We start from the raw sequence: 21,631 nt of genomic DNA, 5'->3' as shown, positions 1-21,631 counted from the left end.
TGCCGTTCCGGGCCGTCGTGGCGCTAGCTCCCCCGCGACGGCCCCCTCTCTCCACCTTGATCAGAAAGCACCGACATGCGCGCAGCCATTCTTTACACCCCCGGCGACATCCGGCTTGAGGAGGTCGCAAAGCCGGTCCCCGGCCCGGGCGAGGTTCTGCTGCGGGTCGCAGCCGTGGGGGTTTGCGGATCGGATCTGCCGCGCATGCTGATCAAGGGCGCCCACAAGATGCCGATCATTTGCGGGCACGAATTCTCCGGCCATATCGAAGAGATGGGCGCGGGTGTCGAGGGCTTCGCTTTGGGCGATCTTTGCACCGTGCCGCCGATGCTGCCCTGCGGGGTCTGCGACCAATGTGCCACCGGCAATTTCTCGCGCTGCCGCGACTACGATTACTTCGGCTCGCGCCGGGATGGGGCCTATGCGGAATGGGTGGTCGTCCCGGTGGGGAACCTGCTGAAAGCGCCCGAGGGCACCGATCCACGGGCGGCGGCAATGGTGGACCCGGCCTCGATCGCGCTGCATGCGATCTGGAAGGCGGGCGGGGTGCGGATGGGCACGCGCGGGGCGGTGATCGGCTGCGGCCCGATCGGGCTTTTCGCGATCCAGTGGATGCTTTTGATGGGCGCGCGCGAGGTCGTGGCGATTGACGTCTCGGAAGCCAAGCTCGAACAGGCGCGCGAGGCCGGGGCCACGCATTGCTTCCTCGCCGGGGCGGAGGTGCCCAAGGATCTGCTCTGCGATCTGATCGTGGAGGCTGCCGGCCATCCGACCTCGATCAACGCCGCGATGCTGCTGGCGGCACCCGGCGGGCATGTGGTCTTCATCGGCATTCCGGTGGCCGAAGTGCCGTTGCAGAACAAGGCCTTCCAGCATTTCCTGCGTCAGGAGGTCTCGCTTCACGGCTCGTGGAACTCGTTCGGGGCGCCCTATCCCGGGCCGCAATGGACGGTGACGCTGGACAAGCTTGCCAGCGGTGCGCTGAAGTGGGAGTTCATGATCAGCCATGAATTGGGGCTGGAGGCGCTGCCTGGAATGTTCGACCGGCTGAAGACCGAAAAAGGCCTGCACTTCTCCAAGATCATGTTCCGCCCTTGAGGGCATCTGCCCACCCTGAAAAGGATGGGCAAGGCGAGGACCTGGGAGGGGAATTTGGCCAATATTCTGACGTTCGATTTCGGCACCGGCGGCGTGCGGGCGGGTCTTTACGACACCGACCGCCGCACCATGTGCGCCATGGCCGAGGCCGCCTACTCGACCCGCTACCCGCGCGCCGGTTGGGCCGAGCAGGACCCGCAGGATTGGAGTCGCGCCTTGCGTGAGGCGGGGCGCGCCGTGCTGGAGCGGGCGGGCGTGACCTCGGTCGCTGCCGTTTGTTGCGGCACCACGGCCTCGACCGTGGCGATCTGCCGGCGTGATGGCACTTCGCTGCGGCCGGCGCTTCTGTGGATGGACTGCCGGGCCGAGGCCGAAAGCCGCGAGACGGCGCGGCTTGACCATCCGGTGATGCGGTTTTGCGGCGGTTCGGATGCGGTCGAATGGCTGATCCCCAAGGCGATGTGGCTGAAGCGCCACCAGCCCGAGGTCTGGGCCGGGGCCGAGGTGATCTGCGAGGCGCTGGATTATGTGAACCACGACCTGACCGGGGAATGGGTCGCCTCACGGATGAACGCCGCCTGCAAATGGAATTACGACAGCGCCGAGGGCCGCTTCCGCCCCGAGATTTACGAGGCCCTGGGCGTGGCCGATCTGTCGGACCGCCTGCCGCAACGGGTGATCCCGGTCGGCGGCCAGATCGCCCCGATGCGGGCCGAAATGGCCGCCGATCTGGGCCTGACCAATCGGCCGATGGTGGCCCAAGGCGGCATCGACGCCCATATCGGCATGCTCGGCGCCGATATCATCGAGCCGGGGGCGATGCTGTTCATCGGCGGCACCTCGGTCGTGCAGCTGACCCAGCTGGGCGCGGAGACCGAGGTTGCGGGCTTCTGGGGGCCTTACCCCAATGCGCTGACGGATGGGCATTGGCTGGTGGAATGCGGGCAGGTCTCGGCGGGGTCGGTGATGAACTGGCTGGCGGGGACAATCTTTGGCCTCGATGCGGCGGGCCATGCGGCCTTGATTGCCGAGGTTGCGGGCACGCCAGCCCGGGCCGAGGGGCTTTTGGCGCTGGACTACTGGATGGGCAACCGCACACCCTACCGCGACGGAGCTTTGCGCGGGGCGATGATGGGGCTGACGCTGGGGCATGGGCGGGCGGATATTTATGCCTCGGTCGTCGATGCGGTGGCGCTTGGGTCTGCCAATGTGCTGGGGTGCCTTGCGGCGCGCAATGTCACGATCGACCGGGTGGTGATGGCGGGCGGCATCGTCAAGAACGCGGCCTGGCTACAGGCGACGGTGGATGCCTTGGCGCGGCCCGTGCTGGTGGCGCGGGAGGATAACCTGTCGCTGGTGGGTGCTGCGGTTTCTGCCGCCAGCAGCATCGGCCTTTTCGGTTCGCTCGCCGAAGCGGCCCGCGCCTTCGTGGCCCCGGTGCGTGAGGTTCTGCCCAACCCCGAACGCTCCGACTGGTTCGCCCAGAGCCTGCCCTTGTACCGGCAGGCGACCGAGGCCTTGACCCCCATCCTGCACGAATTGTCGCAGCGCCAGACGGGGGCCGGGGCATGAAGGACCGCAACCCCTATTCGCAGCGCCTGCCTTCTGACGAGCAGCGCGACCATCTGATGGTGCAGGTGGCCAAGCTTTACTACGACTTCGACCGCACCCAGGCCGAGATTGCGACCGAGCTGGGCATCACCCGCTGGCAGGTCGGCAAGCTTTTGACCGGGGCCCGCGCCGAAGGCATCGTCAAGATCGAGATCACCCCGCGCTTCAGCCGCAAGACCAGCCTTGAGGTCGCCCTGCAGCAACGCTTCCATCTGCGTGACGCCATCGTGGTGCCGATGGGCGAGATCACCGACCCGGCCCTGCTGATCGAAACCGTGGGGCAGGCGGCGGCGCTGTATCTCGCCAACCTCAACCCCAAGCCGATGCTTCTTGGCGTCAGCTGGGGCCGCACCATGGCCGCGGTGGCGAGGGCCTTGCCGCAGGGCTGGAACCCCGGCGCGCATATCGTGCTGGTCAACGGCAACTCGGCCCTGCATGCCACGTCGCCGCGCAATGCGGCGGTGGCCGAGGCTTTCGCGCAATCGGCGGGCGGGCAGGCAACCCTGTTGCCGGTGCCCGCCATCGTCGGCAAGCGCAGTACCCGCGACGCGCTGGAGGAGGACCCGATCATCGGGCGCGTCCTGTCGCTCGCCGAGGCGGCTCCGGTGATCTGCTATGGCATGGGCGGCCTGCCGCAACAGTCGGTGCTGACCGATTCCGGCTATCTCTCGCAAGAGGATATCGCCCGGCTGCGCGCGCTTGGGGCCGTGGGCGACGTGCTGGGCCGCTTTGTCGATGCCAATGGCCAGATCGCTGACGTAGCACTTGATGACCGCACCGTGGGCCTGCGGCTGGAGCATCTGCGCCAGAAGGACTGGGCCATCGGTGTGGTTTCGGGCGAGGAGAAGCATCCCATCGCCCGCGCGGCGCTGAAGGCTGGGTATGTCTCGGTCCTGGTGACGGACGAGGCCACCGCGAAGAACATCCTCGGAGAAGCCAAATGACCGCCCCCGTGCTGGAAATCCGCAACCTCGCCAAGCGTTTCCCGCCCAATGTCGTGGCGCTGGCGGACGCCCATCTGAACGTGGTCGCGGGCGAGGTGCATTGCCTGCTGGGCGCCAATGGCGCCGGCAAATCGACCTTCCTGAAACTTTGCGCCGGGGCCATGGCGCCCTCGGGCGGCGAGATCCGGATCGACGGCAAGCCGATCAGTTTCCGCAACCCCTCGGATGCGGCGGAAGCCGGGATTTCGATGATCTATCAGGAGCTTGACCTTGTCCCGCATTTGACGGTGGCGGAAAACCTCTTCCTCGGCCACCCGCCCGCCCGCTTCGGTTTCCTGCGCAAGGCCGAGCGCCGCAGGCAGGCCGAGGCGGCCCTGGCCCGGGTTGGCGCGCAGTTTTCGCCCGACGCGCGGGTCGAAAGCCTGTCCATCGCCAACCAGCAGCTGACCGCCATCGCGCGCTCGCTGACCCGGGCGGCCAAGATCATCATCATGGACGAACCCTCCGCCGCCCTGAACGAAACCGAGCTGAAATCGGTCTTCCGGGTGATCCGCGAGCTGACGGCGCAAGGGGTGGCCATCGTCTATGTCAGCCACCGTCTGGGCGAGTTGCGCGAAATCGGCGACCGGGTCACCGTCCTGCGCGGCGGCCGCACCATCGAGACTTTTGATGTGGCAGGCACCCCCGACAGCGCGCTGGTCGATGCGATCCTTGGCGGGGCGCGGGCCTTGGTCGAACGCCATGACCGCCCGCCGCTTGACGGCGAGGTGATCCTGCAGATCGACCGTCTGAAAGGTGCTCACGGCCTCGACATTCGCGACTTCACCCTGCGGCGGGGCGAGATTGCCGGGCTGACCGGGCTCAACGGGGCGGGGCGGACCTCGTTCCTGAAAGCGCTCTTCGGGGCCTTGCCGCATGAGGCTTCGATGCGGCTGCGGGGTCAGGCCTATGCGCCACGTCGGCCCAAGGATGCGATCAAGGGCGGCTTTGGTCTGGTGCCGGAGAACCGCAAGACCGAAGGGCTGATGCTGGACGCCGCCATCTACAAAAACGCGACCATGCCCGCGATGCAGGGCGATTTCTGGACCCGCCACGCCAAGCGCCGGGTCGATACGGTGGCTGTGCTGAAGCAGCTTTCGACCAAATACGGCCACCCGGATCAGAAGGTGATCCAGCTGTCGGGCGGCAATCAGCAGAAGGTCGTCCTGTCGAAATGGCTGATCAAAGGGTCAGAGATCCTGCTGCTCGACGAACCCTCGCGCGGGCTCGATATCGGCGCCAAGGCCGATCTTTACGCGCTGGTGGACCAACTCTCGCGCAAGGGGGCCGCGATCATCGTCGCCTCCTCGGAACTCGACGAGCTCTATGCCGCCTGCGACCGGATCTGGCTGTTCCACGAAGGTCGCAACATCGCCTGTTTCAATCCCGCCACCACGGATCAGGACACGATCCTGAAACGACAGATCCTCGGGGATACCCAGAATGACTGACCTCACCAGCGGCAGAGCCGCAGCCCCTCGTTTCTCGCGCCAGGCGATTGATCTGGCGATTGAATACAACTTCATCGTGATCTTCGTGCTGGTCACGGTGATCGCCGCCTGCCTGTCGCCCAGCTTTCTGACCGGCACCAATATCGCCAATCTGTTCCAGCAGGCGGCAGTGACCGGCGTGGTGGCAGTTGGCATGACATTCGTCATCCTGACCGGGAACATCGACCTCAGCGTCGGCTCGGTCTGCGCCTTGTGTGGGATGCTGGTGGCGGTTTTGCTGGCGGGTGGCATGCCGATCTGGCTGGCCGTGGTCCTGACCATCGCGGCAGGCGCCACCTGCGGCGCGCTGATGGGGAGCATCACGGCGCTGGCCAATGTGCCAAGCTTCATCATCACGCTGGCGGGCCTCGTCTCCTTCCGGGGTCTGACCTACCTGATGACCAACGGCGTGCCGGTTTCCGGCCTGCCGGAGGGCTTCGCCGCCATCTCCTCCAGCAAGATCCCCCTGCTGCCGGGCTTCGCGATGAGCTCGATGGGCCTGATCTTCATCCTGCTTTGCGTGCTCGCAGGCGGCCTCTTGCGCCTGACGGTGGTGGGCGAGACGATCTACGCCACTGGCGGCAACCCCGAGGCGGCGCGCCTGTCCGGCCTGCCGACCCGGGCCGCGCTGATCCTGGTCTTCACCATCTCTGGCGTCATGAGCGCGCTGGGCGGCATCCTTCTGACCTCGCGCCTCAGGATCGGCCAGCCGACGGCGGCGCAGGGGCTGGAGCTTGATGCCATCGCGGCGGTGGTCCTCGGCGGCACTTCGCTGTTCGGCGGGCGCGGCGGCATTCTGGGCACCTTCTTTGCCGTCATGCTCTTACAGGTCCTGCGCAATATCTTCAACCTTCTGGGCCTTGGCTCTTTCTACCAGATGACGGTCACCGGGCTGATCATCGTCGCCGCCATCCTTCTCAACCGCTTCATCGACCTGCGCCGTGGGCGCTGATGACACACAGGAACCCCAAGCAATGACGCATGATTTCCCCCGGATGACCGGCACGGACTTCACCCCGGAGTGGTTTGAAACCATATCGGTCAACAGTTCTGCCGCCGAGCGCAGGGGGGCGAGCCTGCCGACCCGGCGCACGGTCAAGAAGGATTTTCAGGCCGCCTGGCTCGCCCGCGCCGTGACCTGCATCGACCTGACCACCCTGTCGGGCGACGACACCGCCGGCCGCGTGCAGCGGCTGTGCGCCAAGGCCAAGGCCCCGGTGCGCGCTGACCTGCTGGAGGCTTTGGGGCTGGAGGGGCTGACGGTCGGCGCCGTCTGCGTCTATCCGACCATGGTGCCCCATGCGGTGAAGGCGCTGGAAGGCTCGGGCATCCCGGTCGCCTCGGTCGCCACCGGCTTTCCGGCGGGCCTGACCCCCTTGGCCCTGAGGCTGGCCGAGATCCGCTATGCCGTGGAGCAAGGCGCCAAGGAGATCGACATCGTGATCACCCGCGAACTGGTGCTGACCGGCCAGTGGCAGGCGCTTTATGACGAGATCGCCCATATGCGCGAGACCTGTGGACCGGCGCATATGAAGGCGATCCTTGCCACCGGCGACCTCAAGACCCTGACCAATGTCTACAAGGCCAGCATGGTCGCCATGCAGGCCGGGGCGGATTTCATCAAGACCTCCACCGGGAAAGAGGATGTCAACGCCACCCTGCCGGTGTCCTTGACCATGGTCCGCGCGCTGCGCGATTTCCGCGAGAAGACCGGGCAGCAGGTCGGCTTCAAGCCGGCAGGCGGCCTGAAAACCGCCAAGGACGCGATGAACTGGCTGTTCCTGATCAAGGAGGAACTGGGCACCCGGTCGATGATGCCGGACCTGTTCCGCATCGGCGCTTCATCCATGCTGGGCGATATCGAACGCCAGTTTGAACATCATGTCACGGGCCGCTACTCGGCCGCCAACCGCCACGCGCTGGCCTGAGGAGAGCTTCCATGTCAGTTAAAACGCCGTCTATCAGGGACATCATGCAGACCATGGACTATGGCCCCGCCCCGGAATCGAGCACCGAAGCCCGCGCCTGGATCGCCGCCCACCCGGTTGTGGGCCACTACATCAACGGCCGCTTCGTGGCCCCTGAGGGGGCGACTGCCGAGGTGCTGAACCCCGCGACCGACGAGGTTCTGACCCGTGTCGCGCTGGGCACCGAAGGAGAGGTCGATGCCGCCGTCCGCGCCGCCGCCGCCGCTTTCCCGAAATGGGCCGCCCTGCCGGGCCACGCCCGCGCAAAATACCTTTACGCCATCGCCCGCCATATCCTGAAGCGCGAGCGTTTCCTGTCGGTGCTGGAGACGCTCGACAACGGCAAGACGATCCGCGAGACGCGAGATATCGACGTGCCGCTGGTCGCCCGCCACTTCTACCACCACGCCGGCTGGGCCGAGGTGATGGATACCGAATTCCCGGAATACACTCCGGTGGGCGTTTGCGGTCAGGTCATCCCGTGGAACTTCCCGCTTCTGATGTTGGCGTGGAAGGTCGCGCCCGCTCTCGCTGCGGGCAATACCGTGGTGCTGAAACCGGCCGATCTGACGCCGCTGACGGCGCTGGCCTTTGCCGAGATCTGCGCCGAGGTCGGGCTTCCGCCGGGCGTCTTGAACATCGTGCAGGGCGATGGTGCCACCGGGGCCGCCATCGCGGGCCATCCGCAGGTCAAGAAGGTGGCCTTCACCGGCTCGACCGAGGTCGGTCGGGTGATCCGCCGCCAGATTGCCGGATCGGGCAAGAAGCTGTCACTGGAACTCGGCGGCAAGTCGCCCTTTATCGTTTTTGAGGATGCCGACCTTGACGCTGCCGTCGAAGGCGTCGTCGATGCGATCTGGTTCAATCAGGGTGAGGTCTGCTGCGCAGGCTCGCGCATTCTGGTGCAGGAGGGCGTGGCCGAACGCTTCTTTGCCAAGCTGAAGGCGCGGCTGACCACTTTGCGTATCGGCGACCCGCTCGACAAGACGATGGATGTCGGTGCCATTGTCTCGCGCAAGCAACTCGCCCGGATCAGCACCCTTCTGGCGCAGGGCGAGGCCGAGGGCGCCACGCTCCACCGTGCGCCTGGTGCCTTGCCCGAAAAGGGCGCCTTCTGCGCGCCGGGCTTCTTCACCGGCACCGCCCCGTCCCATACCGTCAGCCAGGCCGAAATCTTCGGCCCGGTCGCCACAACCCTGACCTTCCGCACCCCGGACGAGGCGATCACCCTTGCGAATGACACCCGCTATGGTCTCGCCGCCAGCATCTGGAGCGAGAACATCAACCGGGCGATCGAGACGGCGGCCAAGGTCAAGGCCGGTGTGGTCTGGATCAACGCCACCAACATCTTCGACGCCGGCGCCCCCTTCGGCGGTTACCGCGAAAGCGGCTTTGGCCGCGAAGGCGGCCGCTCAGGCATGATGGAGTACCTGACCCGCCCTGCGCCTCTCCGCAAGGCGCGGCCCGCGCCGGCCCCGGTCGCCGATGTGGCGCCCTATTTCGGCAAATCCGACCCTGCCGCGATCGACATCACCGCCAAGCTTTACATCGGCGGCAAGCAGGCGCGGGCCGATGGCGGGCAAAGCTATACCGTGCTGGGCAAGGGCGGCGTGGCGCTCGGCCAGGCGGCGCTCGCCAACCGCAAGGACGTGCGCAACGCGGTGGAGGCTGCGGCCAAGGCCACGGGCTGGGGTGGCGTCACCGCGCACAACCGGGCGCAAGTCCTGTATTTCCTGGCCGAAAACCTCGAACAGCGGCGCGAGGAGTTTGTGGCAGCCCTTGCCGCCACGGGTGCCAGCCCCAAGCCCGCCGAAGAGGTCGAAGCCACCATCCGCCGCGCCTTCTGGTACGCGGCCCAGGCCGACAAGTTCGACGGCGCGGTGACCGCGACCAAGACCAAACATGTCACGATGACGGTGAACGAGGCCTTCGGCGTTCTGGGCATCGTTGCCCCCGATGAGGCCCCGCTTCTGGGCCTGATGTCGCTGGTCCTTCCCGCCCTCGCGATGGGCAATGCGGTGGTGGCGGTGGCGAGCCAAAGCCAGCCGCTGATCGCGGCGCGGCTTTATCAGGTGTTCGAGACCTCGGACCTTCCCGCCGGTGTCGTGAACCTGCTGACCGGCGACCGCGAGGCGCTGGCCAAGACGCTGGCCGAACATGACGAGGTGGCGGCGCTCTGGTACTGCGGCAGCGTCGCGGGCGTGGCAGTGGTCGAAGCGGCGAGTGCGGGCAACCTCAAGCCGGTCTGGACCGATGAGGGGCTGGCGCGCGACTGGCGTGATCCAGCACAGGGGCAGGGGGCGGGCTTCCTGCGCCGGGCCTGTCAGGTCAAGACGATCTGGATCCCCTACGGGGCCTGAGGATGGAGGATGTTTCCGACCTTGGGCTGGTGATCTTCGACTTCGACGGTGTCCTCGCCGACAGCGAGGGCATCGCCATCGAAGAACTGGCCGCCGAAATGACCCTGCGCGGGGCTGCGATCACGGCGGCGGAGGCGCAGGGCAGATTCCTCGGCGCCTCCACCCGCGACCACATGGCCTTCATCGCCGAGCGCAGCGGGCGACCCTGTGCCGCGGATTTCCCCGATGTCTGGCACCAGCGCCTCTTCACCCGCTACGCGACCGAGTTGCGGGCGGTGCCGGGGGCGACGGAGACGCTGGACCTGCTCGACCGGGCAGGGATCCCCTATTGCATCGGCTCCGGCGGTTCGGTTGACCGGCTGGACAACGCCCTGCGCGCCATCGGCCTGCGGGAGCGTTTCGCCGGCCGTGCCTTCAGTGCCGAGATGGTGGCGCGCGGCAAGCCCGCGCCGGACCTGTTCCTTTATGCCGCAGCGCAAATGGGCATCGTCCCTGCACGCACCTTGGTGGTCGAGGATGCCCCGGCCGGGGTCCGGGCTGCAATGGCAGCCGGGATGCGCTGCCTTGGCTTTGTCGGCGGCAGCCATCTCGCGGGACAGGAGGCGTCCCATGCCGCCATCCTGACCGCGGCGGGGGCGGGGTTTATATGCGCCTCCCACCGCGCGCTGCAGGGCGCGTTGCGGCTGGCGTGAGCAGATGACCGGGCGGAGGATTTGACTCGGCCCAAGGCTGGGGGTTTCACACCCCCAGACCCCTGTGGGATATTTATGGACCAATGAAATCGGAAGGGGCGGGGGTCATTCCTGGCTGCGGATCAGGGTCAGGATTTCGGCTGCGGCTCTGGGGATGTTGGTGCCGGGGCCGAAGATGGCTTTGACGCCGGCCTTTTTCAGGAAATCGTAATCCTGCACCGGGATGACGCCGCCGCAGATCACGATGATGTCGCCGGCGCCCTTGGCCCGCAGCGCCTCGATCAGTTTCGGGGCAAGGGTCATATGGCCGGCGGCCTGGGAGGAGATGCCCACGACATGGACGTCGTTGTCGATGGCGTCCTGGGCGGCCTCTTCCGGGGTCTGGAACAGGGGGCCCATGTCGACGTCAAAGCCCATGTCGGCGAAGGCGGTGGCGATGACTTTCGCGCCGCGGTCGTGACCGTCCTGGCCCATCTTGACCACCAGCATCCGGGGGCGGCGGCCCTCGGCCTCTTCGAAGTCCTTGATATCCTTCTGGATCGCTTCAAAGCCTGCGTCGCCATCATAGGCGGCGCCATAGACGCCAGCGAGGGTTTTGACCTCCGCGCGGTGGCGGCCGAAGACGTTTTCCATGGCGGTCGAAATCTCTCCAACGGTGGCACGGGCGCGGGCGGCCACGACGGCGGCGGCGAGGAGGTTGCCATCGCTGCGCGCGGCCTGTTCGAGGGCTTGCAGGGCGGCCTGGGCCGCGCCTTCATCGCGGGCGGCGCGGGTCGATTGCAGGCGGGCGATCTGGCTGTCGCGGACAGCGATATTGTCGATCGACAGGATATCCACGCCGGTTTCCGTCGCGGGTTTGTATTTGTTGACCCCGACGATCACCTCTTCGCCGCGGTCGATCAGGGCCTGGCGCTTGGCGGCAGAAGCCTCGATGCGCAGCTTGGGCATGCCGGAGGCCACGGCCTTGGTCATGCCGCCGAGCGCCTCGACTTCTTCGATCAGCTTCCAGGCCTCTTCAGCCAGCTGCGCGGTCAGGGTTTCAACGTAATAGGAGCCTGCGAGGGGGTCTGCGACATGGGTGATGCCGGTTTCTTCCTGCAGGATCAGCTGGGTGTTGCGGGCGATCCGGGCGGAGAATTCGGTGGGCAGGGCCATCGCCTCGTCCAGCGCATTGGTGTGGAGACTCTGCGTGCCGCCGAGCGCCGCCGCCATCGCCTCGTAAGCGGTGCGGATCACGTTGTTATAGGGGTCTTTTTCCTGCAAGGAGACGCCCGAAGTCTGGCAATGGGTGCGCAGCATCAGGCTTTCGGGTTTCTTGGCGCCGAAGTCGGACATGATGCGGTGCCAGAGCAGGCGCGCGGCGCGCAGTTTCGCCGCCTCCATGAAGAAATTCATCCCGATGGCGAAGAAGAAGGACAGGCGCGGGGCGAAATCGTCCACCGCCATGCCGCGCGCCAGCGCCGTGCGGACATATTCGCGGCCATCGGCGAGGGTGAAGCCCAGTTCCTGCACCAGGTTCGCCCCGGCCTCCTGCATGTGATAGCCGGAAATCGAGATCGAGTTGAACTTCGGCATCTCGCGCGCGGTATAGTCGATGATATCGGCCACGATGCGCATCGAAGGTTCCGGCGGGTAGATATAGGTGTTGCGCACCATGAATTCTTTGAGGATGTCGTTCTGGATTGTCCCTGACAGGGCGGCGCGCGGAACGCCCTGTTCTTCGCCCGCGACGATGAAATTGGCGAGGATCGGGATGACCGCGCCGTTCATCGTCATGGAAACGCTGACTTTTTCGAGCGGGATGCCGTCGAAGAGGATCTTCATGTCCTCGACCGAGTCAATCGCAACCCCGGCCTTGCCGACATCGCCCACGACCCTCGGGTGGTCGGAGTCATAGCCGCGGTGGGTGGCGAGGTCGAAGGCGACCGAGACGCCCTGTTGACCGGCGGCGAGGGCCTTGCGGTAGAAGTTGTTGCTCTCCTCCGCCGTCGAGAAGCCCGCGTATTGCCGGATCGTCCAGGGGCGGCCCGCGTACATCGTGGCGCGCACGCCGCGCGTGAAGGGGGCGAGGCCGGGGGCGCCGCCCATATGGGGCAGGTCCGCCACATCCTCGGCCAGATAGACCGGCTTGACCGGGATGCCTTCCAGCGTGTGCCAGGTGAGGGTCTCGGGCGATTTGCCTTTGAGGTCCTTGGTGGCGAGAGCTTCCCAGTCGGCGCGGGTGGTCATGGTTGTGTTCCTGTTTCGGGCTGCGGAGCCGGGGGCTGTCTGCCCCCGGACCCCCGAGGATATTTGCACAAGTATGAAAGGGTCAGGCGAATTCGAGGATGATGTCGTCGACCTTGAGGCTGGAGCCGGCGGCGGCGCGAACTTTCTTGACCACGCCGGCGCGGGTGGCTTTGAGGATGTTTTCCATCTTCATCGCTTCTACGGTGGCGAGGGTCTGGCCCTCCTCGACCTCGTCGCCCTCTTCCACTGCGAGTTTGACCAGAAGGCCGGGCATCGGGCAGAGCAGGTATTTCGAGGTGTCCGGCGGGGCCTTTTCCAGCATGTGCAGCGCAAGTTCGGCGGCGCGCGGACTGCGGACCAGAACCTTGAGGTCGGCGCCGCGCAGGCGCAGACGGAAGCCCATCGGGATCTTGCCGACCTTCATCACCAGGGGCGCGCCCTCGACCGAAAGCCGGGCCAGAGGTTGGCCGGGCTGCCAGTCGGAGCGGACGCGCAGGCTGGTGCCATCCTCGAAGGTGACGGTCGAGCCGTCGCTGTCGGCGGCGATGGTGACCGCGACCCGTTCGCCTTGCAGATCGACCACCCATTGGTCGCCGACATGGCGCTTGTGGTTGTCCATCGTGCCGGAGATCCTTGTGCGGCGGATCTCGGCCACGCGGTTCATCGCGGCGGCGGCGGCCACCACCTGGCGGATCACCTCGGGCGGCAGGGTGGCGCCCTTGAAGCCGTCAGGGTATTCCTCGGCGATGAAGGCCGTGGTGATGTTTCCGCTGGTGAAGCGTGGGTGGTCCATGACGGCGGCGACGAAGGGCAGGTTGTGGCCGATGCCCTCGACCTCGAAGGTGTCGAGCGCGAGACGCATTTCCTCAATGGCTTCGCCGCGGGTCGGCGCCCAAGTGCAAAGCTTCGCGATCATCGGGTCGTAGAACATCGAGATCTCGCCGCCTTCGAAGACGCCGGTGTCATTGCGCACCACGCCGCCGCGCTCGGTGGCGCCTTCGACCGGGGGACGATAGCGGGTCAGGCGGCCGATCGAGGGCAGGAACTTGCGGTAGGGGTCCTCGGCGTAAAGCCGGGATTCCATCGCCCAGCCGTTGATCTTGACGTCACTTTGGGCGAAGGGCAGCGCCTCACCGTAAGCCACGCGGATCATCTGTTCGACAAGGTCGATGCCGGTGATCAGTTCGGTCACCGGGTGTTCGACCTGCAGGCGGGTGTTCATTTCCAGGAAGTAAAAGTTGCGGTTGCCGTCGACGATGAATTCGACCGTGCCGGCCGAGGTATAGCCGACCGCGCGGGCCAAGGCGCAAGCCTGTTCGCCCATCGCCTTGCGGGTGGCTTCGTCGAGGAAGGGCGAGGGCGCCTCTTCGATGACCTTCTGGTTGCGGCGCTGGATCGAGCATTCGCGCTCGTTCAGGTAAAGCGTGTGGCCATGCTTGTCGGCCAGAACCTGGATCTCGATGTGGCGGGGTTGCGTCACGAACTTTTCAATGAAGATCCGGTCGTCGCCGAAAGAGGCCGCGGCCTCGTTCTTCGAGGACTGGAAGCCTTCGCGCGCCTCGGCATCGTCCCAGGCGATCCGCATGCCCTTGCCGCCCCCGCCGGCGGAGGCCTTGATCATCACCGGATAGCCGATCTGGCCGGAGATTTTTACCGCCTCATCGGCATCGGCGATCAGGCCCATGTAGCCCGGCACGGTCGAAACCCCGGCCGCCTGGGCGATCTTTTTCGAGGTGATCTTGTCGCCCATCTGTTCGATGGCCGAAGAGGGCGGGCCGATGAAAACGACGCCCTCGGCCTCCAAGGCCGCCGCAAAGGCGCGGTTTTCCGACAGGAAACCATAGCCCGGATGGACCGCCTCAGCCCCGGTGGCGCGGACGGCCTCGAGGATCTTGTCGATCACGATATAGCTTTGCGCGGCGGGGGAGGGGCCGATGTGATAGGCCTCGTCCGCCATCTTGACGTGGAGCGCATTTCGGTCGGCGTCGGAATAGACGGCGACGGTGGCAATGCCCATCTTGCGGGCCGACTTGATCACCCGGCAGGCAATCTCGCCACGGTTCGCGATCAGGATCTTCTTGAACATGGCTTTACCTCACAGCGGGATATTGTCGTGCTTTTTCCAAGGGTTGGTCAACTTCTTGCTTCTGAGCGAGGCGAAGGCCCGGGCGACCCTTTTGCGGGTCGATTGCGGGCGGATCACCTCGTCGATGAAGCCCTTTTCGGCCGCCACGAAGGGGTTGGCAAAGCGGGTCTCGTAGTCTGCCACGCGGGCGGCGATCTTGTCCTTGTCGCCAAGTTCGGAGCGGTAGAGGATCTCCACCGCGCCCTTGGCCCCCATCACGGCGATTTCCGCCGTGGGCCAGGCGTAGTTGAAATCGCCGCGGAGGTGTTTCGATGCCATCACGTCATAGGCCCCGCCATAGGCTTTCCTTGTGATCACAGTCACTTTCGGCACCGTCGCCTCGCCGTAAGCGAACAGCAGCTTCGCGCCGTGCTTGATGACGCCACCCAACTCCTGCGCCACCCCGGGCAGGAAGCCCGGCACATCGACAAAGGTCAGGATCGGGATTTCGAAGGCGTCGCAGAAGCGGACAAACCGCGCGGCCTTGCGCGAGCTGTCGATGTCGAGGCAGCCCGCCAGCACCATCGGCTGGTTGGCCACGACGCCGACCGTCTGGCCCTCCAGCCGGATGAAGCCGGTGATGATGTTGCCGGCGAAATCGCGTTGGATTTCAAAGAAATCGCCCTCGTCCGCGACCTTCAGGATCAGTTCCTTCATGTCATAGGGCTGGTTCGGGTTGTCCGGGATCAGCGTGTCGAGGCTCGACTCCAGCCGGTCGGGCGCGTCGAAGAAGGGGCGGACCGGGGCCTTCTGGCGGTTGTTGAGCGGCAGAAAGTCGATCAACCGGCGCGCTTCGGCCAGCATCTCGATGTCGTTCTCATAGGCGCCATCGGCAACCGAGCTTTTCCTGGTATGGGTCGAGGCGCCGCCGAGTTCTTCCGCCGTCACCACCTCATTCGTCACGGTTTTGACCACATCGGGGCCGGTGACGAACATGTAGGAGGAATCCTTCACCATGAAGATGAAGTCGGTCATGGCGGGCGAATAGACCGCCCCACCGGCACAGGGCCCCATGATCAGCGAGATCTGCGGCACCACGCCCGAGGCCATGATGTTCCTTTGAAACACCTCGGCATAGCCTGCCAGCGAGGCCACCCCTTCCTGAATCCGCGCGCCGCCGGAATCGTTGATGCCAATCACCGGCGCGCCGTTCTGGATCGCCATATCCATGATCTTGCAGATCTTTTCGGCATGGATTTCCGACAGGGACCCACCGAACACCGTGAAATCCTGGCTGAACACATAGACCATCCGGCCATTGACCGTGCCCCAGCCGGTCACCACGCCATCGCCCGCGGGCCGGTCGGATTCCATGCCGAAGTCGGTGCAGCGGTGGGCCACGAACATGTCGAATTCTTCAAACGAGCCCTCGTCGAGCAGCAGTTCCACCCGCTCCCGCGCCGTCAGCTTGCCCTTGCCATGCTGCGCCTCGACCCGCCGCAAACCACCTCCCGCCCGCGCCACCGCACGCCGCGTCTCAAGCTCTTGCAACACGTCTTTCATCGAACGGCTCCCCCGCATATCCGCATTGCATTGCCTCTATGCGACAGTGCGCCCGGAAAGAAGCTTTGAACGTGTGCGAAAGCATGATATGCAAATAACACAATCTCATTTATGCAAAGTTGCAAATGGCCACGCGCAAACTCTTCATCGGGCGCAAGGTGCGGGAGCTGCGCGAAAGCGTTCATGCGACACAGGCGGCCTTCGCCGAACGTCTGGGGATTTCGGCAAGCTACCTGAACCAGATCGAGCAGAACCATCGCGCGGTCTCGGCCTCGGTCCTGCTGGCCCTGGCCGAGAAGTTCAGCTTCGACATCGCCTCGATTTCGGAAAGTGAAAGCGACCGGCTCCTGTCGGCCTTGAGCGAGGCCCTGGCCGATCCGATCTTCCGGCCCTATGTACAGTCCTTGCAGGATCTCAAGCTCGTCACGCAAAATGCGCCCTCCCTGGCCCATGCGCTGATCGTCTGCCATCAGGCCTATCAGCGCAATAGTGAACAGCTGGCCTCCTTGGACGACCGTCTGGGCGGGCAGGCGATGCAGGCCGAGCCGAGCCCCTATGACGAGGTGCGCGACTTCTTCCATTTCGTCGACAATTACGTCGATGACCTCGACCGTGCGGCCGAGCGGCTTGCCGGGCGGCTGGGCCTGCCGGACCGCGATGTCAGCATGCGGCTGGAACGCCATCTGGATGTCGCACATGGCATCCGGGTGACGCGGGCCGACCCGCAGGACCGGGTGATCCGCCGCTTTGACGCCAAGTCGCGCATCCTGGCGCTGGACGACTATGCCGCCACCCCCACGCGGGCCTTCCAGATGGCCTTCCAGATCGGCGCGATCGAGGCCGCCCCCATCATCGCCGCCACCATCGCCCGCGCCAATTTCCGCACCGTTCAGGCCGAGGAGATCTGCCGGATCGGCCTGTGCAACTACTTCGCCGGGGCGCTTCTGTTGCCCTATGCCCCCTTCCGCAAGGCCGCGCGCGACCTGCGCCATGATCTGGAGCTTCTGGCCGCCAGCTTCGGCGCCAGCCTGGAGCAGATCGCCCACCGGCTCTCCACCCTGCAGCGGGCCGAGGCCAAGGGCATCCCGGTCTTCTTCGCCCGCATCGACCGCGCCGGCAACATCACCAAGCGTCACAGCGCCGCCCGCCTGCAATTCGCCCGCTTCGGCGCGGCCTGCCCGCTGTGGAACGTGCACGGCGCCTTCGAGACCCCGGGCCGGATCATCCGCCAACTGGCCGAGACGCCGGACGGCGCGCGCTATCTGTGCGTGGCGACCGAGGTGGTCAAGACCGGCGGCGGCTTCGCCTCGGCGCACCGGCGCTTTGCCATAGCTCTCGGCTGCGAGGTGACCCATGCCCAGGAATTCGTCTATGCCGATGGTCTGGGCCCGGTGGACAAGGCCAGTTTCGACCCGATCGGGATCTCCTGCCGGATCTGCGAGCGCAGCGACTGCTACCAACGCGCCGTTCCGCCCCTGAACCGCAAACTGGCGATCGACCACGACCGCCGGTCCTTCCTGCCCTATTCCTTCCTGTAAGGTCGCAAGGCTGCCGCATCAGACCTTTGCCGCGAGGCGCCGGGGCCGAAAAGGGGGCCTGCCAGTGGCAGGCCCCCCGGCCCCTTGGTCGAAGGCGCAAGCCGCAGACCAAGAGGCGTGGGGCATGGGACAGGTGGAGGTAAATCGGGACGCGCCTGACTGGGGCCGGCGCGGTAACGCGCCTGCCCGGGGGCAGGCAGGCGCGGCCCGATTTGTCGCGGGACAAATCGGGCGGGAACCGGGTGCATTCATCCCGCAGTCCTCTAGATGTCAGATCGGGAGGTTCTGCCGAGATACTCTACGAAATCCTCGGTGAACTCATATCGCGACACTTCATTAGAAGTTGTCTCGACGATTGCACCATAGTTTACGCATACTTTGAGCTTTCCGAGCAAGTGCTCGTGGTCTTCAAAAAAGTAGTTAAAATACGGATGCGCCGGTCCATTGTAAGACCATGTGTTCGACATTGCTATGAATTCGCGGGTGAATGGCGCATCTGCCAAGTCCTGCCTCATTTCTTCAAAGAGTTCGGGCATCTTTCCTTCTAGTTCAGCAAAGCCCCTTCTTGCTACAATCTCGAGACCACGCAGAGCGAGTGCCGCCCTCATGTTGGCAAGTTCACGCCATTCCAAAAGCAGGACGGTTGCATGGCCGGCAACATCAGAGTCAATTAAGCGGCTGCATTTTTGGCAAAGCCATATCCCATTTTCTATGCCGGAGCGCTGTTCTGACGATTGCGACTTGTCGTGGCGCGGCCCGCCGGGTGCAGCGGCGGCTATGTGTGAAGCAACGCCTATGCTTGCACTACCAGTTGCGCCGCTAGGACCAACAGTCGGACTCTGACAACTCGGGTTTGAGCATCTATATCCGGCTCGTCTTGCAAGTTCTGTTGCTATCGCCTTGGAGAAGTCGTCTCTCATTGAAATTGAGTTCGCCCCCTCACCGCTCCTCGATCAAGATCTCGCGCTTGCCCACATGGTTCGCGGCCGTGATGACCGAGTGTTCCTCCATCTGCTCCACCAGTTTCGCGGCCTTGTTATAGCCGATGCCCAGTTTGCGCTGGATGTAGGAGGTCGAGCATTTGCGATCGCGCGCCACGATGGCGACGGCCTGGTCGTAGAGGCTGTCGTCAAGCCCGTCGCCGCCAAGGCCCAGAAGGCCGTCGATCTCGGCGGCGTTTTCGTCCTCGGGGCCTTCGACGACGCCGGACATGTATTCGGGCGGGCCGAAGCTCTTCAGGTGGGCGACGATCTCTTCGACTTCCTCATCCGACACGAAAGGCCCGTGGATGCGGGTGATCTTGGCGCCGCCGGCCATGTAGAGCATGTCGCCCATGCCCAGCAGCTGCTCGGCGCCCTGCTCGCCCAGGATGGTGCGGCTGTCGATGCGGGAGGTGACCTGGAAGGAGATCCGGGTCGGGAAGTTGGCCTTGATCGTGCCGGTGATCACGTCGACCGAGGGCCGCTGGGTCGCCATGATCAGGTGGATGCCGGAGGCGCGCGCCATCTGGGCCAGACGCTGGATGCAGGCCTCGATCTCCTTGCCGGCGACCATCATCAGGTCGGCCATCTCGTCCACCACCACCACGATATAGGGCAGGGTGACGGGGGCGAATTCGTCGGTCTCGAAGACGGGCTCGCCGGTGTCTTCGTCAAACCCGGTCTGGAAGGTGCGCTTGAACATCTCGTTCTTGGCCAGCGCTTCGCGGACGCGGCCGTTGTAGCCTTCGATGTTGCGCACGCCCATCTTGGACATCTTGCGGTAGCGGTCCTCCATCTCGGAGACCACCCATTTCAGCGCGACGACGGCCTTCTTCGGGTCGGTCACGACGGGGGACAGAAGGTGCGGGATGCCGTCGTAGACGGAAAGTTCCAGCATTTTCGGGTCGATCATGATCAGGCGGCATTCGTCCGGCGTCAGCTTGTAGAGCAGCGACAGGATCATGGTGTTGATCGCGACCGACTTGCCCGAACCGGTGGTCCCGGCGATCAGAAGGTGGGGCATCTTGGCGAGGTTGGCGATGATCGGCTCGCCGGCGATGTCCTTGCCCAGGGCGAGCGGCAGGCGCAGCGAGCTGTCGCCGAATTCGCGGGCCGAGAGGATCTCGCGCAACACGACCTTTTCGCGCACGGCATTGGGCAGTTCGATGCCGATGACGGTGCGGCCCGGCACGGTGGAGACGCGGGCCGAGAGGGCCGACATCGAACGGGCGATGTCGTCCGACAGGCCGATCACGCGCGAGGCTTTCAGGCCCGGGGCCGGTTCCAGCTCGTATTGCGTGACGACCGGGCCGGGGCGGACGGCGACGATCTCGCCCCGCACGCCGTAGTCGTCCAGCACCGATTCCAGCATCCTGGCGTTTTCTTCCAGCGCCTCGGTCGACAGCGGGTTGCGCACGATGGTCGAGGGCGAGGCGAGGAGGCCCAAGGGCGGCAGTTCGTAGGCCGAGGCGCCCTTGTCGTCGAACATCATCCGCGGCTGTTCTTCCGCAATCGCCTGGCGCGAGGGGGCGGGCTTCTTGATCGCGGGCTGGACCAGCGGGGCGGCGGGGCGGCGCTCGGCCACGATGGGCGCGCGCGGGGCGGCCGGGGCGGGCATGAGGGGCGCCATTACTGGGGCCAGTGCTGGGGCAGGGGAGAAGTCGTCCTCCTCGTCGGCCCAGGCGGCGGCGATCGGCAGTTCTTCTTCGTCCCAGGCCTCGGGGATATGGGCCGAGGTGACCGGCGGTTCGCTGATGCGCAGGCCGGGTTGCTGCGGCGCGGTGCGCGGGGTCACCGGGCCGGGGCGGGTGTCGGCGACCAGGGGCGCCCGGGTCACCGCCGGGCGGGCGGTCACGGCGCGCACGGCTGCCATGGCCGCCGTCACGGCGGGTTCGCGGCGCTGGATCGCGGCGGTGATCGGCGAGAGATTGGCCTCCGGCTCGCCGCTGCGCGAGCGGATCACCGAGGAGATGCGGGCCTTGATGCGATCTTCGGAGGGGGCGGGCTGGTCGGCGAACAGCGGCGGCTCGATCAGTTCGTGTTCGGGCTCGACCTCACGCCGCATCAGCGAGGGCAGGCGGGCCAGGAGGCTGGTGCGCTCTTTCGGCGGGGCATATTCGGCGGCGTCGGGCTGCGGGCGCGGGTCGGCGCGCAGGATGGCGGGGCGGGCGCCCTGTTCGGCCCGGGTTTCGGCGCGCGTCTGGTAGGGGGCGGGGGTGTAGACGACTTCGTCGTCCTCCTCGGCCTCGACCATGCGGGCGGTGCCGATGGCGGCGGCGCGGGCGGCCTGTTTGGCGGTCTGGCGGGCGGTATAGTCAAGGGCGGCACGCTCGGCGCTGGTGGCGCGGCGTTCCTTCCAGCGGCTGCCGAGGGTCTGGGCGGCCAGAACCGAGCCCTGCGCCGATTTGCCAAGGGCGGCCATCAGGCCGGAATAGGCCACGACCAGACCGAGGGCGAGGAAGCCCGCGATCAGCATCAGTTCCCGCATGTTGAAGCCGGTGACGAACAGCAGCATCGCGATGAAGGCCACGGCGACGATCAGGCTCAGAAGCTTCAGCGCGATCACGGCGCTGCCCGGCATGATGCCCAGAAGCGAGGCGAGGATCGTGTCGCCGAAAAGCCCGCCGAGGCCGAAGGAATGCGGCCAGTGCAGGCCCGGCACCAGGGTTGCGGCATAGACCGAGCCGAGGGCGATGGCGATCACGGCAAAGACCACACGGGCCACGGCGCGGTCGGCGCCCTGATGGCTGGCAAAGCGCACGCCCCAGGCCAGCAGCACTGCCGGAATCCCCCAGGACCCGAGGCCACCCACCGTCATCAGCGTCGAGGAGATCGCCGCCCCGATCCGGCCCAGCACGTTGTGGGCGGGCTGATCGGTTGCCACCATCCAGCCCGGATCATCGGGCGAATAAGATACCAGCATCAGCGCGAAGGCCGCCGCCACCGCGATCAGGAACAGGCCGAAAAGCTCGCGCCCCCGGCGTTCCAGCATGGCTTGAACCCTTTGATCCAGAAGGGGATCGCGCTGACGTGCTTGGTAGGATGCCATGTTCTT

Annotated in this window: 14 protein-coding genes; 9 read left to right on the top strand and 5 right to left on the bottom strand. The window is 65.8% G+C overall.

What is annotated here, in order from left to right; all coding sequences use genetic code 11:
• Positions 1 to 75: 75 nt before the first annotated feature.
• Genes AC1DVR_RS15325 through AC1DVR_RS15290 form a run of 8 tightly spaced genes read left to right on the top strand, consistent with a single transcriptional unit; the run spans position 76 to position 10,201 of the window.
• Positions 76 to 1,098, top strand: a complete 1,023-nt coding sequence (locus AC1DVR_RS15325; protein WP_478001464.1) for a galactitol-1-phosphate 5-dehydrogenase — start codon at positions 76 to 78, stop codon at positions 1,096 to 1,098.
• A gap of 54 nt (positions 1,099 to 1,152) precedes the next feature.
• The gene (locus tag AC1DVR_RS15320; protein ID WP_478001463.1) at positions 1,153 to 2,670 is read left to right on the top strand and encodes an FGGY-family carbohydrate kinase; all 1,518 of its coding nucleotides are present in this window, start codon (positions 1,153 to 1,155) and stop codon (positions 2,668 to 2,670) included.
• The gene (locus tag AC1DVR_RS15315) at positions 2,667 to 3,653 is read left to right on the top strand and encodes a sugar-binding transcriptional regulator (protein ID WP_478001462.1); all 987 of its coding nucleotides are present in this window, start codon (positions 2,667 to 2,669) and stop codon (positions 3,651 to 3,653) included. The genes AC1DVR_RS15320 and AC1DVR_RS15315 overlap by 4 nt, the downstream gene beginning before the upstream one ends.
• Positions 3,650 to 5,143 (top strand): sugar ABC transporter ATP-binding protein, encoded by a 1,494-nt coding sequence (locus AC1DVR_RS15310; RefSeq protein ID WP_478001461.1) that lies wholly within the window; start codon positions 3,650 to 3,652, stop codon positions 5,141 to 5,143. Before AC1DVR_RS15315 ends, AC1DVR_RS15310 begins: the two co-directional genes overlap by 4 nt.
• Positions 5,136 to 6,134, top strand: a complete 999-nt coding sequence (locus tag AC1DVR_RS15305) for an ABC transporter permease (protein ID WP_478001460.1) — start codon at positions 5,136 to 5,138, stop codon at positions 6,132 to 6,134. Before AC1DVR_RS15310 ends, AC1DVR_RS15305 begins: the two co-directional genes overlap by 8 nt.
• Before the next feature lie 22 nt (positions 6,135 to 6,156).
• Entirely contained in the window at positions 6,157 to 7,110 is a 954-nt protein-coding gene (deoC, locus tag AC1DVR_RS15300; RefSeq protein WP_478001459.1) for a deoxyribose-phosphate aldolase, read from the top strand.
• An 11-nt stretch (positions 7,111 to 7,121) separates the two neighbouring features.
• Positions 7,122 to 9,509 (top strand): aldehyde dehydrogenase family protein, encoded by a 2,388-nt coding sequence (locus AC1DVR_RS15295; protein WP_478001458.1) that lies wholly within the window; start codon positions 7,122 to 7,124, stop codon positions 9,507 to 9,509.
• Positions 9,510 to 9,511: 2 nt separating this feature from the next.
• Positions 9,512 to 10,201, top strand: a complete 690-nt coding sequence (locus tag AC1DVR_RS15290; protein WP_478001457.1) for an HAD family hydrolase — start codon at positions 9,512 to 9,514, stop codon at positions 10,199 to 10,201.
• Positions 10,202 to 10,306: 105 nt separating this feature from the next.
• Here the strand turns inward: AC1DVR_RS15290 and scpA are convergent, their stop codons facing one another.
• The 3 genes from scpA to AC1DVR_RS15275 form a co-directional block, all read right to left on the bottom strand.
• On the bottom strand, positions 10,307 to 12,430 hold the full coding sequence (gene scpA / locus AC1DVR_RS15285; RefSeq protein ID WP_478001456.1) for a methylmalonyl-CoA mutase: 2,124 nt from the start codon (positions 12,428 to 12,430) through the stop codon (positions 10,307 to 10,309).
• Between the two features lie 82 nt (positions 12,431 to 12,512).
• A complete protein-coding gene (locus tag AC1DVR_RS15280) occupies positions 12,513 to 14,516 on the bottom strand; it encodes an acetyl-CoA carboxylase biotin carboxylase subunit (RefSeq protein WP_478001455.1) in 2,004 nt (667 codons plus the stop codon).
• Positions 14,517 to 14,525: 9 nt separating this feature from the next.
• The gene (locus AC1DVR_RS15275) at positions 14,526 to 16,058 is read right to left on the bottom strand and encodes an acyl-CoA carboxylase subunit beta (protein ID WP_478001454.1); all 1,533 of its coding nucleotides are present in this window, start codon (positions 16,056 to 16,058) and stop codon (positions 14,526 to 14,528) included.
• A gap of 125 nt (positions 16,059 to 16,183) precedes the next feature.
• Between AC1DVR_RS15275 and AC1DVR_RS15270 the strand changes: the two genes are divergently transcribed.
• A complete protein-coding gene (locus AC1DVR_RS15270) occupies positions 16,184 to 17,596 on the top strand; it encodes a helix-turn-helix domain-containing protein (RefSeq protein WP_478001453.1) in 1,413 nt (470 codons plus the stop codon).
• 263 nt (positions 17,597 to 17,859) lie between these two features.
• Here AC1DVR_RS15270 and AC1DVR_RS15265 read toward each other — a convergent pair whose 3' ends face one another.
• Complete coding sequence (locus tag AC1DVR_RS15265) at positions 17,860 to 18,516, bottom strand: hypothetical protein (RefSeq protein ID WP_478001452.1); 657 nt, start codon at positions 18,514 to 18,516, stop codon at positions 17,860 to 17,862.
• Between the two features lie 19 nt (positions 18,517 to 18,535).
• Positions 18,536 to 21,625, bottom strand: coding sequence for a DNA translocase FtsK (locus AC1DVR_RS15260; protein ID WP_478001451.1), 3,090 nt, complete (start codon positions 21,623 to 21,625; stop codon positions 18,536 to 18,538).
• Between the last annotated feature and the right edge of the window lie 6 nt (positions 21,626 to 21,631).

It is taken from the genome of Rhodobacter sp. P2_H5 (genome assembly GCF_056403335.1).
This window is presented reverse-complemented; position numbering and strand designations above follow the sequence as displayed.

Coding starts and splice junctions, on each gene's coding strand:
- AC1DVR_RS15325 (WP_478001464.1), top strand. CDS start 76: ATGCGCGCAGCCATTCTTTACACCCCCGGCGACATCCGGCTTGAGGAG.
- AC1DVR_RS15315 (WP_478001462.1), top strand. CDS start 2,667: ATGAAGGACCGCAACCCCTATTCGCAGCGCCTGCCTTCTGACGAGCAG.
- AC1DVR_RS15310 (WP_478001461.1), top strand. CDS start 3,650: ATGACCGCCCCCGTGCTGGAAATCCGCAACCTCGCCAAGCGTTTCCCG.
- AC1DVR_RS15305 (WP_478001460.1), top strand. CDS start 5,136: ATGACTGACCTCACCAGCGGCAGAGCCGCAGCCCCTCGTTTCTCGCGC.
- deoC (WP_478001459.1), top strand. CDS start 6,157: ATGACGCATGATTTCCCCCGGATGACCGGCACGGACTTCACCCCGGAG.
- AC1DVR_RS15295 (WP_478001458.1), top strand. CDS start 7,122: ATGTCAGTTAAAACGCCGTCTATCAGGGACATCATGCAGACCATGGAC.
- AC1DVR_RS15290 (WP_478001457.1), top strand. CDS start 9,512: ATGGAGGATGTTTCCGACCTTGGGCTGGTGATCTTCGACTTCGACGGT.
- scpA (WP_478001456.1), bottom strand. CDS start 12,430: ATGACCACCCGCGCCGACTGGGAAGCTCTCGCCACCAAGGACCTCAAA.
- AC1DVR_RS15280 (WP_478001455.1), bottom strand. CDS start 14,516: ATGTTCAAGAAGATCCTGATCGCGAACCGTGGCGAGATTGCCTGCCGG.
- AC1DVR_RS15275 (WP_478001454.1), bottom strand. CDS start 16,058: ATGAAAGACGTGTTGCAAGAGCTTGAGACGCGGCGTGCGGTGGCGCGG.
- AC1DVR_RS15270 (WP_478001453.1), top strand. CDS start 16,184: ATGGCCACGCGCAAACTCTTCATCGGGCGCAAGGTGCGGGAGCTGCGC.
- AC1DVR_RS15265 (WP_478001452.1), bottom strand. CDS start 18,516: ATGAGAGACGACTTCTCCAAGGCGATAGCAACAGAACTTGCAAGACGA.
- AC1DVR_RS15260 (WP_478001451.1), bottom strand. CDS start 21,625: ATGGCATCCTACCAAGCACGTCAGCGCGATCCCCTTCTGGATCAAAGG.